Consider the following 12219-nt stretch of genomic DNA (forward strand, 5'->3'; position numbering starts at 1 on the left):
CGATGAGAAGCGGTGGCGCGGAATACCCGACAGCAGTAATGAGAGGCGTCAATGACGACAAACGGATCAAATGTCGAGTCTCTGCTCGACATGGCCGATCTGGTGCGGCCGAACGCGGTCCGGGTCGCGGCGGCCCTGAAACTCGCCGATCACCTCGCCGAGCACCCGATGACGGTGGAAGAACTGGCGGAGCGGACGGACAGCCACCCGGTCATGCTGGGGAAGCTCCTGCGTTACCTCGTCGACCTCGGCCTTTTCCGGGTGGACGACGCGGAGAAGTACACCGTTTCCGAGCTGGGAGAGCCGCTCCGGCGGGACTTCCCGCAGAGCGTCGGCCAGTTCCTGAGCGCGGAGGGATTGTTCGGCCGCATCGAGCTGGGACTTGTGGGTCTTCTCCACTCGGTGCGTACCGGCGAGCCCTGCCACGCGGCGGCCTTCGGGCGCGAGTACTGGGACGAGATCAACAACGACCCGGCCTTCCTCCCGGCGCTGGAGGCGGAGGGTACGACCCGGATCGGCTGGGACGCGGAGCTGGTCGTCGACGGCTACGACTGGACCGGCGTGAGCCGCGTGATGGACGTGGGCGGGAACAACGGGACGCTGCTGATCGAGCTTCTCACCCGGCATCCTCACCTGCGCGGCACCGTGCTCGACCTGCCCAACCTCGCCCACATCGCACAGCGGCGGATCGAGCAGGCCGGCCTGGCCGGGCGGGCCGAGGCCCGCGCGGGCAGCTTCTTCGACCCGCTGCCCGGGGGTCATGACGTCTACCTGCTCTCCGGGATACTCGCGGACTGGAGCGACGAGCGGGCGATCACCATTCTGCGCCGCTGCGGGGAAGCGGCCGGGCCCGAGGGGAAGGTGCTCCTGGCCGAGATCGCCCTGGTGGTCCCCGCCGCCGCTCCGGGCGCGGCCCGTACCGACCTGTTCATCGCCGCCACGGTGCCGAATCCGGTGCGGAGCGTCGACCGGCTGCGCGAGCTGGGCAGATCCGCCGGGCTCCGGGCCACCTGGGAGGGTCCGAGCACCCCGGTGCGATCCCTGCTGGAGTTCTCCGCGGGCGGCGACGCCGATGAGGACGTCGGGGCGCCGCGGGAGCACGCAGATGCTTGAGTTCGACGGGCTGACCAAGAGCTTCTCGGACAAGCGGGTGCTGCGCGGGCTGAGTTTCACGGTCCGGCCCGGCGAGCTCTTCGGTTTCTGCGGGGCGAACGGCTCGGGCAAGACCACCGCGATGCGGATCGCCCTGGGCGTGCTGACCGCGGACGGGGGCCGGGTCCGCTGGAACGGCAGAGAGATGGACGCCGGCATCCGCCGTCGCATCGGCTACATGCCGGAGGAGCGGGGGCTGTACGGGAAGATGCGCCCTCGCGATCAGCTCGTCTACTTCGCCAAGCTCAGCGGAATCCGTCCCGACGTCGCGGCGCGCCGCGCGGACGAGTGGATCGAACGGCTCGGCGTGAGGATGGGACCGAAGGATCCGCTGGAACGGCTGTCGCTCGGCAACCAGCAGCGGATCCAGTTGATCGCCGCGCTGATCGCCGACCCCGATGTGCTGATCCTGGACGAGCCCTTCTCGGGCCTGGACCCGGTGGCGACGGACGCGATGGCCGGCGCGCTGACCGAGTTCAGCCGCCGCGGCGTGCCGGTGCTTTTCTCCAGCCACCAGCTCGACCTCGTCGAGCGGCTCTGTGACAGGGTGGGGATCATCCGCGACGGCGCCCTGGTGGCGCAGGGCACCGTGACCGAGCTCAGGCGGGCCACCGATCGGCGTCAGCTGGAGATCGCCCTGGCCGGTGCGCCCGAGCACTGGGCACGCACGCTGCCGGGAGTCGAGGTCGTCGCGGAGCAGGGGAGCAGGGCCACTCTGCGGCTGCGACCGGAGACCGACCCTCGTGAGCTGCTCGCCGCCGCCCAGTCCCTGGGCGACCTCGAATACTTCGGGTGGCACGAGGCCTCGCTGGCGGACATCTTCCGAGAGGCGATGACGACGTGACGGCGAAAGCGACCAACGCCGACGTGACGGCCGAAGAGACGCCGTCACGCCCGCCGCGGCAGGACGGGCCCCAGCAGAACGGGCCCCAGGAGAACGGCCCGGGTGAACACGGCACGCATGAGTACGGCGCGGAGCAGAACCGGCCGCTCTCCGGGTTCGCGCTGATCAGGACGATCGCGCACCGCGAGATCGTCACCCAGCTCCAGCGCAAGGAACTGTGGGTCTCGCTCGTCCTGATGGTCGTGGTGTTCTGCGCCTCACTCGGAGTCCAGGCCCTCTTCTCCGACGACTCCCGATCCTCCAGGCTCGGCGTCGTCGGCGGGCGGCCGGAGGTCGCCGCGGCGCTGCGGGCCCAGGCGGTCGAGCCGGTCCCGTACGGCACCGCCGACGAGGCGCGCACCGCCGTCCGGAAGGGCGAGGTGGACGCCGCGCTGCTCGACGGAGACGAGGTCGTCGTCAAGGAGAAGCTGCCCCGGGAACTGGCCGGACCAGTGGGGGAGGCCCATCGCGCGGCCGTCCTGACCGATCGGCTGAAGAGCAGAGGGCTCGGCGAGGCGGATATCCCGGCGGTGCTGAACGTGGCGCCGCCGAAGGTGACGGCGCTGGAACCGGACGCGGAACGCGGGGATCAGCGCACGATGACGGCCGCTGTCGGGGTCATGGTGCTGTTCTTCCTGATGTTCATGTTCGGCCAGGGGATCGCCCAGGGCGTGCTCGAGGAGAAGGCCAACCGCATCGTCGAACTGCTGCTGGCGAAGGTCCGGGCGTGGCATCTGCTGGCGGGCAAGGTGATCGGCATCGGGGCGGTCGCGCTCGCGCAGATCATCGCGATCGTGGCGAGCGGCGTGACTGTCGCGTTGCTCATCGGTCTCGTCGATGTTCCCGAGGACGCCGTCGGGATGGGGGCGCTGGTCGTCGTCTGGTTCATCCCCGGCTACCTCCTCTTCGCCACGCTGTGGGCGGTGGCCGGGTCGCTGGTCTCCCGGCAGGAGGACATCCAGCACGCGGCGGGTCCGGTGAGCTTTCTGCAGACCATGAGTCTCCTCGCGGTGCTCGCGCCGTTCTCGGGCGCCAACGACACACTGACCCGGGTCTTCTCGCTCGTTCCGGGGCTGTCGTCCTCGGTGATGCCGGTCCGGATGGCGACGGAACAGGTGCCGTGGTGGGAGGTCGCCGTCGCGGCGGTTCTCACCCTGGTGGCGATCGCGGCATTGCTCCGGGTGGGGGCCCGGATCTACAGCGGGGGGCTCCTCCAACACGGCGGGATCGTCAAGGTCCGAGCGGCCCTGCGCGATTCCCGGGAAGGTGGGATCTCATGAGATCCGGCAAAGGCGCGGATCCGGGCAGGAAGCTCCCAACCGGCGAGCTGAAGATCCTGCGTGGGCTGTTCGCCGGCAACCGCGGTCAGGCGGTGGCCGTGGGAGTGCTCGCGATCCTCTCCACTGCGGGCACCCTCGTGCTGCCGCTGGTGGTCGCGAAGCTGCTCGGCGCCGTCCAGCGGAATCAGAGCGCGACCTGGCCGGCGGTGGCGATGGCCGGGGTCGGCCTGGGCGCCGCGCTGGTGGGCGCGCTGGCGGCGTATCTGCTGGCGCGGCTGGCGGAACGCTTGATCTGCCGCTTGCGGATTCAGACCATGCGCAAGTCACTGGCCCTGCGGTTGCTCGACGCCCGCCGCGAGGGTAGCGGCAATCTGGCGGCCCGGCTGACGGCGGACGTGTACCAGCTCAAGGGTGCGATCGACATCGGGCCGATCCAGCTTCCGATGGCACTCGTCACCCTCGCCGGCACCCTGATCATCATGGGCTTCCTCGATTGGGTGCTCCTCCTGCTCACTCTGGGCGGCTTCCTGATCGCTCTGTGGATCATCGCGATTGTGATCATCGGACTGCGGCGCAACTATCGGGCGCTGCAGGAGCACCTCGGAGCGCTGACCCAGCAGTTCGTCGCCGCCCTGGACGCCTTGACGATCATCAAGGCGTACCGGGCCGAGGAGCGGGTGACGCGGGAGCTGGGCGACCAGGCGGAGCGCCTGGCCAAGATCGGCATCCGGAGCGCCCGTATGGAGTCGCTGATGGTCCCGGTGATCAACCTGGGGCAGCAGGTCGCGCTCCTGACCGTCCTCGTCGGAGGCGGGGCGCGGTTGCTCTCCGGTGAACTGGCCCTCGCCGACTTCGTCGCGTTCCTGCTCTACCTCCTGCAACTCACCGCGCCGCTGATCTTGGCGGCGTCCGGGGTCTCCAACATCCAGGCGGGCGTGACGGCGCGCGAGCGCTTCAACCAGCTGTTCGCACTGCCGGCGGAAGACGACGCGGACGCGGCGGCGGAGACGGACGGCCAGGCCTTCGACGCCGGGGCGCCGGCCATCCGGTTCGAGCAGGTCACCTTCTCGTACGGCGACGAGCCGGTGCTTTCCGGTGTGGACTTCACGGTGCCCTCTCAGGGGTTGACCGCGATGGTGGGACTCTCGGGCGCGGGCAAGTCCACCATCCTGGGGCTGGTCGAGCGCTTCATGACACCCGAATCCGGCCTGGTGCGCGTCTTCGGGCGGGATGCGAGCCGGCTCACCACGGCCGAACTGCGGGGCCGGATCGCCTACGTGGACCAATCCTTCACGCTGCTGCGCGACACCGTTCGCGCCAACCTGTCTCTCGGGCACGACGACCCGTTGCCCGACGAGGTGCTGCTGCGCGCACTGGCCAAGGTCGGCCTGGACGAGGAGGTCCTGCGCCTGCCCGGCGGGCTGGACACGGTCCTCGGCGGGGACAACGACCTGTCGGGTGGCCAGCGTCAGCGCCTGGCCCTGGCCAGGGCCGTACTCGCCGACGCCCCGCTGATCCTCCTGGACGAGCCGTCCTCGCAGCTCGACAGCGTCAACGAGGGCAAGCTGCGTGAGGTCGTGGACGAGCTCGCGAGAGACCGGTCGGTGCTGGTCGTCGCGCACCGCATCTCGACTGTCCAGCATGCGGACCAGGTGATCGTTCTCGACCGGGGCCGGGTCATCGCCACCGGAACCCATCTCGAACTGCTGAGGAACTGCACCGAGTACGGAGAGCTGGTGAGCGGGCAACTGCTGCGGTCCCCCGAGGTGACGTTCGCCGGGACGAAGGGGGCCGGCGGATGAGACGAGACCTCCGGCTCGCCGGCGCCGGGGCCCGGGAAGACGGGCGCGGACCGCAGCCCTCGCGACATGGAGCGTGACCTGATGACCACCTTCTCCGTGCTGGTGCCTTTCATGCCGACCAGGCCCGACCAGACGGTGTCCCTGGCGGCCCTGGTGCAATACAGCGCCGCACATCGGCTCTGGCAGGGCCAGTCGCTGATCGTCGAGCCGCACCAGACGTTCGCCCACGCCGCCGCCCTCGGCTTCCGGGTGCCCTTCGGGACGGGGGTGACGCTGATGCCGTTCCGGCACCCTCTCGAGGCGGCGCTGCAGGCCCGGTCCGTGGCGGTCACGAGCGGCCAGCCGACGGTGGCCGGTTTCGGCCCGGGCGCGAAGGTCCTGCAGCAGAACATGCTCGGCGCCCCCTACGCCCGTCCGCTGACCGCGGCGCGCGAATACCTCACCATCGTCCGCGGGCTGCTCGCCGGGCAGGCAGTGGAACTGGAGGGCGAGTACTTCTCCTGCCGCGTCCACATGGGCTGGGAGCCCGTCCCCCTGCTCGAGGTGGGGCTCGGGGTGCTGCGCCCGGCGATGGCGCGGCTGGCCGGGGAACTCGCCGACGTCGCCATCACCTGGCTCACTCCGCCGGCTTACGTGCGTGACGTGATCGTGCCCGCGCTTCGTGAAGGCGCACGGGCGGCCGGGCGGCCGGAGCCGCGGATCGCGGCGATCGTACCCGTGGCTCTCGGCAGATCCGATCGCGATCCGGTCGATCTGGTGCTGGCGGGCAACACCGGTCACCTCTCCCTGCCGCATTACCAGGACATGCTGCGCAAATCGGGAATCGAGGTCGACCCGGACGATCTCAGGGTGACGGCCAAGGGCGTGCTGGCGAGCAGGGCTTTCGTCGGCGGCGACCCCGACGAGCTGCGGGCGGGGATGGAGGAGTACCGCGCGGCGGGGGTGGACGAGATCGTGCTCAACGTCACCGGCGTCTGCCAGCTGTACGGGCTGCCCGCCGCCCTCGCCGAGCTGGACACCCTGCTGAAAGAGGTGGCGGGGTGACCGTGCGGCCGACCGATCACGCGGGTGTTCCCGAGATCGGGATCACGCGGCTCCTGCTGGTCGTCACCGGATCGACCGCCGCGGCCGACGTGCCGTTCTGGGTCGAGTGGTTGCGCGGTTCCTACCCGAAGCTGGAAATCCGGACGGTCCTCACCCGCAACGCCCGGCGTTTCGTGACCAGGGCCGCGCTGGCCGGCCGGAGCGGCGGCGAGGTGCTCCTCGACGAGTGGCCCGACGAGGAGGTCAGAGCCAGGCACGTCGAGTGGGAGCAGTGGGCGCAGGCCATCGTGGTCTATCCGGCCACGTTGAACTTCATGGCCCGGCTGGCCCTCGGTCTCGCCGACACGCCCGCGATGCTCGCCGCCCAGTGCGCCACCGCGCCCGTCGTCCTGGCGCCCGCGCTGCCGCCGAACGGCCTGGACAGCGCCGCCTACCAGGCGCACTGGACGGCCCTGCAGCGCCGTCGCAACGTGGCCGTGGCACCACCCCGGCGCGGCCTGAGCGCGACGACCGGCCGGGAGGACGCCTGGGTTCCCGCGTTCATGCCCGACGTCCTGACGCTGGTGGAACAGCGCCGCGCCGAACTCGCCGCCGAGTCGCAGACCGCGCCGCCGCCCGCGGTGGCGTCCCTCGCCGGCCGGATGCGGACGTGACGGCGCCCGCCGCTCGGGCGCCGGTGGAGGCGTTCGGCACGGCACTGCTGCGGACGACGATCTCCGTGGCCGGGGAGGGAGGGTTCGTCTGGACCAGATCCCCGGGACCGCTCGCTCCGGCGCCGTTCTCGCCCATGACTCCGGAACTCGCCGCCCGGATGGCGGCACTCGACGTGAACGGCGTGGCCAGACTGGTGCCCGGCGAGCCCCGGGGGGAGTCCCGGGTGTACCACGTCGCGGGTGAGGAGTCGGTCGCCGACCACCTCCTCCGGGACGGCGTCCGTACGGACCTGGCACCCGCGTTGCGCGGCCTGGGGGCCGCGCTCGCCGCGCTGCACGCGCTGACGTCGGTGGTTCCCCTTCCGTCGACGACCTCACGGGGGCTGACCCGGCTCGACGACTGGCTGAGAGACCGGGCGCCCCAGGCATGGGCCGCACAGGCGGGCGCGATTCTGCGCGACCGGCTCGGCCCGGCGCGCTGGGACAGGTTGCGCGACTGGACGGCGCGGGCCGCCGGCGTCGACGCGGTGCTGGCTCACGGCGCCCCCGGCCTCGGATCGGTGGTGTTCGACCCGGCTTCCGGCATCGCCGAAGTGCTCGTCGGGGAGGACCTCTGCGCCGCTCCGCGGCAGACCGATCTCGGCTGGGCGATGGGCGAGCTCGTCGAGCTCTCCTGGCAGCTCGGCGGAGATCCCCGGGACTGGCAACGCCTCACCGACGCGCTGCTGGAGGGGTACGGACACGATCTCGACATGGAGTGGAACCACCTGGCGGCCGTACGCATCGCGCTGCATCTCCACGACTACACCGCCTATGTCGGGTGGAACAGGGCCGAGTGCGAGCGGTACGCGGGCTTTCTGGGCTTTCTCATCGACCTGTGATGGAGGTATCGCGCCGATGACCGGGGGTTGGCCGGAAGTCGAGCTGATCAGGATGACCCTGCCCAACGGTCTGCGCGTTCTCCTGGCACCGGGGCGTGGGACGGCGCGGGTCGCGGTGGCCGTCCATTACGGGGTCGGGTTCCGGGCCGAGCCGCCGGGCCGAGAAGGATTCGCGCACCTGTTCGAGCATCTGATGTTCCGAGGCAGCGAGAGCCTGCCCGGCGGCCGCTTCTACGACCACGTGCACCGCCTGGCCGGTACGGCAAACGGCAGCACTCACCAGGACTTCACGGATTACTACCAGGTCCTCCCCGCGGCGGCCCTGGAGCAGGCGCTCTTCAGCGAGGCCGACCGCATGCGGGCGCCGAGATTCACCGCCGAAAGCCTCGCCGAGCAGCTGGCCGGGATTGAGGAGGAGATCCGGCAGGCCACGGTCGAGCGGCCCTACGGAGGTTTTCCCTGGCCGCTGTTGCCCGGTGTCCTCTACGACACCTTCGCCAACGCGCACGACGGTTACGGAGATGTGGAACTGCTCCGCCGGACGACGCCCGACGACTGCGCGGAGTTCTTCCACGCCCACTACGCTCCGGGCAACGCGGTGCTCACCCTGGTCGGCGACGTCGACCCCGAGAAGGCGCGCGACCTGATCGAACGCCACTTCGGGGACATCGCGCCCCGGCCGGTCCAGCCTCCGCCCGATCTCGGGGAGCCGGAGCCGACGGCCGACCGTTGGGCCGCGTACTCCGAACCCGGCGTCCCCGCCACCGCCGTCGCGCTCGGCTATCGGCTGCCCGATCCGGAGAGGGATCTTCCGGGCTACCTCGCGCATGTCGTGCTCGCCCGGCTTCTGAGCCGGCACGGGCTCGGACGGGCGGGGTGGCCCCGCCCCGACGGCAGTTGCGGCTTCTTCGGCGCGCTGGCCGCGAAGGATCCGGACACGCTCGTTCTCGCGTCGCTCCTGGCGCCGGGTGTCACGCCGGAGCACCTCGTGACGGCGGTGAACGAACGGTGGGACGAGTGGGCGGATACCGGCGAGGTCGCCGGCCTCGTGGACGAGGCCATCCGCGGCCTACGCTCCGAGCACCACCGGCGGCACGGCGATCTCGAGACCCGATGCCGCGCGCTCGGCCGGTCGGAGGTGCTTTTCGGGCGGGCCGAACTCGTCGACGAGTTGCCGGAGCATCTGGCCGGGGTGTCCGCCTCGCAGGTCGCGCAGGCGGCCCGGGCGCTGCGTTCGGCACACAAGGGGGTGCTGGTCATCGAGCCCGCCGCGGACCGGACGAGACCTCGCCCGGCCGCCACCCGCGCGCCGCGGCGGCCGGAGCCGTCGACGCGCCGGGGCGACGCGGAACGCCTCGCCCGCACCTCCACCGGTCCACGGCCGCTGCCTCCCCTCGGACCACGTCGGCAACCGAGGCTGACCGATTTGTCCGATACGACGTTCCCCAACGGCCTGCGCCTGGTCACCGTCCGCGACACGCGCGCGCCTCTGGTCGAGACGCGGCTGCGGATGCCGCTGGGCAGGCGAGGCTGGGCCCGGCCCCGGCAGGTGGACGCACTCGTCCGTCTTGTCGGCGCCCGCACCGGCTCGTCCCGGCTGGCGCAGGCGATCGGCGGTGAGTTCGACCTGTGCACCGACGGGCAATGGATGGACGTGTCCGGCTTCGTTCCCCCCGCGATGCTGGACGACTGGCTGAGCATCCTGGCCGACGTGCTGGTCACGGAGGAGCTCCCCGCACTCGCCGGTCCGCCGACGCCTCCGGCGGGACCCGGCCGTCTCCCCGATCGGATGGGAGACGACGCGCTGCGCCGTCACTGGCTGGGCGGACACCCGGAGGACGACCCCGTCGATCTCGCCGAGTTGCGCCGTTCCGTCATGAGCCCCTCCGGCGCCTGTCTGGTCGCGGTCGGCGACCTCGACCCGGAGAGCTTCGCGACGAGCGTGGAGAAGGCCCTGTTCTCCTGGCAGTCCGTGGAAGCCCGGCCCGATACCGGGCTCACGCTGCGCGGGACCGAAGATCTTCTCGTCCTGCGGCAGCCCGCGCTCGCCGAGGTGCACCTGGCTTTCTGCGCGGTGCGGCCGTTCGACCCGTCCGAGGAGGCGGCGCGCTATCTCGCCACGGCGATTTTCGGCAGCTACCTGCGCTCCCGCCTGGCGACTCGCATCTTCAGGCGGGGGCGGGCGGGGTACGAGGCGTATTCGGGAAGGGGCGCCTTCCTCGACACGCATCGCGCGTACGTGCGGGCGCGCGTCCCACGGGGGCTCGTCACAAGCGCACTCGACGACATCCGGGGCGAGATGCGCGGGCTGGCCGTCGACCCTCCCGGCGCCGCCGAGGTTGCCTCGGCACGGGAATACTGCGCCGCGCAACTGCTGTCGGCCTTCGATTCCCCCTCCGTCCTCGCCGACCTGCTCCGTCAGACGGTGTCCTCCGGTCAGGAACCCGCCTGGCTCGAACGGCTCCCCGGCCTCCTCCACGAGGTGCCGGTGGCGGACGTGGCCAAGGCAGGCCCCGAGCTGTACGGGATGCGCCATCCGGCCGGCGTGATCGTGGGAGACGTCGATCACGAGCGGTTCGAGGAGGACACCGGCCTCAGGGTGACGCGGGTCTCGGACGCGGCGATCTGATCCGGCGTCCATCTCGTTCCCCGGCCGGCGGGACCGCTGAGGCGGGTCGCCGGCCGGACCCTTGTACGCGCCGGGAATCACCGCGCAGGTCGCACCGCGGCCTGCGCTTCTCGTGGCCGGGCCCTTCCCCGGGGAGTCGCGATCCTCGCTTCCAAGTTCTCAATAGCAAGACCTTGAGAGAATGTAGCAGACCTACTACACTCAATAGCATGAGTGCTGTAATCACCGTTCGTGGACTGCGGATGAACTACGGCGCCGTCGAGGTGTTGCGAGGAGTGGATCTCGATGTCGAGCAGGGCGAGATATTCACGCTGCTCGGTCCCAACGGAGCGGGGAAGACCACCACGATCGAAATCCTGGAGGGCTTCAGAGGCCGATCCGCCGGCGAGGTGCGCGTGCTCGGGGTCGATCCCGAGCGGAGCACCGAGGCCTGGCGGGCGAAGCTGGGCATCGTTCTCCAGGCGTGGCGCGATCACAGCCGGTGGGGCACCCGCCAGCTCCTCGCGCACGTGGCGGAGTTCTTCGACGATCCACGCGACCCCGATGAGCTGCTGGACGCGATCGGACTGACCGCGCAGGCGAACCAGCGGGTGGGCCGCCTGTCGGGAGGGCAGCGCCGGCGGCTGGACGTGGCACTTGGCATCGTCGGCCGCCCTGAGCTGCTGTTCCTCGACGAGCCGACATCCGGGTTCGATCCGGAGGTGCGCAGCGAGTTCCACCGGCTCATCGCGAAACTCGCTGCGGACGAGGGCATGACCGTGCTCCTCACCACCCACGATCTGGCGGAAGCCGAGAAGCTGGCGCATCGTACGGCGATCCTGGTCAATGGAAAGGTGGCCGTCTGCGGGACCCCGGATCAGCTCGCGGAGGCCGTGCAGGCCCAATCCCACGTGATGTGGCTGGAGGACGGCCGCCAGCAGGTCCTGACCACGCCGGATCCGTCGCAGGTGGCGTGGGAGCTGCATCAGCGGTTCGGCGGACCGGTGCCGGGGCTGACGATCCGCCGTCCATCACTGGAGGAGAGCTACCTCAACCTGGTCGGGAGTGCCTCGTGAACCTCAGAACCATCCGTATCGGCCTGCGGCGCGGCTGGGCCGAGCACACGCATCTGCTCAAGGACCGCAAGGAACTGTTCGGCAGCATGATCGGCACGGTCGGGGGCTTCGTCCTCATGATCCTGTGGGCCGGCGACACCCCGCTCGAGGGCACCGGCGTGAACGTCGCCACGTTCATGACGGCGGGATTCCTGGCCTTCGCCGTCTTCGGCGCCTGCCTCATGACGTTTCCCATGGCCCTCGCCGCCGACCGCGAGGAGGGCACGTTGCTGCGGCTGCGCGGCCTTCCGGGCGGGATCCCGGCCTACCTCGTGGGACGGGCGACGACCCTGCTGTGCCAGATCGCCGTGCAGAGCGTGCTCATTCTGGCCACGGGCCTGATCGTGGGCGGGGTCGCGCCACCGCGCGACTGGCCGACCCTGATATGGGTGCTGCTGCTCGGTGCGGTCGCCGTCGTGCCCTTGGGTGCGGCGATAGGGTCCCTGCTGCCCAACCCGAAGACCGCCGCCGGCATCCTCGTCTTCCCCATGCTGGGATTGATGATCATGTCGGGGGTGATCGTGCCCGTGACGCGCCTGCCCGAGATCGTCGGGACGATCGCCCAGGTGTTCCCGCTTTACTGGCAGGGGCTCGGCCTGCGCTCGGCTCTCCTGCCCGACTCCATGCTCGCCGCGGAGATCGGACACAGCTGGCGGCTTCCACAGGTCGCGGGGGTGCTGGCGGCATGGGGCGTCGCCGGCATGCTGATCGCTCCGTCGTTGATCCGCCGGGTGACCCGGCGGGAGTCGGGATCGCGGCTCGCCGAACGGCAACTGGCCGCGAAGCGCTAGGGCGCCGGGT

The 12219-nt window shown here is 70.9% G+C and carries 10 protein-coding genes; all 10 read left to right on the forward strand.

The genetic code is table 11. From position 1 onward, the window contains the following. Positions 1–51 precede the first annotated feature (51 nt). The 10 genes from IL992_RS05040 (at position 52) to IL992_RS05085 (ending at position 12209) form a co-directional block, all read left to right on the forward strand. A complete protein-coding gene (locus tag IL992_RS05040; protein ID WP_193202106.1) occupies positions 52–1113 on the forward strand; it encodes a methyltransferase in 1062 nt (353 codons plus the stop codon). Further along, a complete protein-coding gene (locus IL992_RS05045) occupies positions 1106–1996 on the forward strand; it encodes an ABC transporter ATP-binding protein (RefSeq protein ID WP_193202107.1) in 891 nt (296 codons plus the stop codon). The genes IL992_RS05040 and IL992_RS05045 overlap by 8 nt, the downstream gene beginning before the upstream one ends. Then, complete coding sequence (locus tag IL992_RS05050) at positions 1993–3315, forward strand: ABC transporter permease (RefSeq protein WP_193202108.1); 1323 nt, start codon at positions 1993–1995, stop codon at positions 3313–3315. The genes IL992_RS05045 and IL992_RS05050 overlap by 4 nt, the downstream gene beginning before the upstream one ends. Then, on the forward strand, positions 3312–5117 hold the full coding sequence (locus tag IL992_RS05055) for an ABC transporter ATP-binding protein (RefSeq protein WP_193202109.1): 1806 nt from the start codon (positions 3312–3314) through the stop codon (positions 5115–5117). Before IL992_RS05050 ends, IL992_RS05055 begins: the two co-directional genes overlap by 4 nt. Positions 5118–5198: 81 nt before the next feature. Continuing rightward, positions 5199–6161 (forward strand): LLM class flavin-dependent oxidoreductase, encoded by a 963-nt coding sequence (locus tag IL992_RS05060; RefSeq protein WP_193202110.1) that lies wholly within the window; start codon positions 5199–5201, stop codon positions 6159–6161. After that, positions 6158–6814, forward strand: a complete 657-nt coding sequence (locus tag IL992_RS05065) for a flavoprotein (protein WP_319018353.1) — start codon at positions 6158–6160, stop codon at positions 6812–6814. The genes IL992_RS05060 and IL992_RS05065 overlap by 4 nt, the downstream gene beginning before the upstream one ends. Then, positions 6811–7695 carry a hypothetical protein gene (locus IL992_RS05070; protein WP_193202111.1) on the forward strand — a complete coding sequence of 295 codons (885 nt, stop codon included), beginning with the start codon at positions 6811–6813 and terminating at the stop codon, positions 7693–7695. The genes IL992_RS05065 and IL992_RS05070 overlap by 4 nt, the downstream gene beginning before the upstream one ends. A gap of 16 nt (positions 7696–7711) precedes the next feature. Next, a complete protein-coding gene (locus IL992_RS05075; RefSeq protein WP_193202112.1) occupies positions 7712–10324 on the forward strand; it encodes a M16 family metallopeptidase in 2613 nt (870 codons plus the stop codon). Positions 10325–10533: 209 nt separating this feature from the next. Then, positions 10534–11379 carry an ABC transporter ATP-binding protein gene (locus tag IL992_RS05080; RefSeq protein WP_193202113.1) on the forward strand — a complete coding sequence of 282 codons (846 nt, stop codon included), beginning with the start codon at positions 10534–10536 and terminating at the stop codon, positions 11377–11379. Continuing rightward, positions 11376–12209, forward strand: a complete 834-nt coding sequence (locus IL992_RS05085; RefSeq protein WP_193202114.1) for an ABC transporter permease — start codon at positions 11376–11378, stop codon at positions 12207–12209. The genes IL992_RS05080 and IL992_RS05085 overlap by 4 nt, the downstream gene beginning before the upstream one ends. Positions 12210–12219 lie beyond the last annotated feature (10 nt).

This window comes from Microbispora sitophila (assembly GCF_014892245.1).
GTDB classification, from domain to species: domain Bacteria; phylum Actinomycetota; class Actinomycetes; order Streptosporangiales; family Streptosporangiaceae; genus Microbispora; species Microbispora siamensis.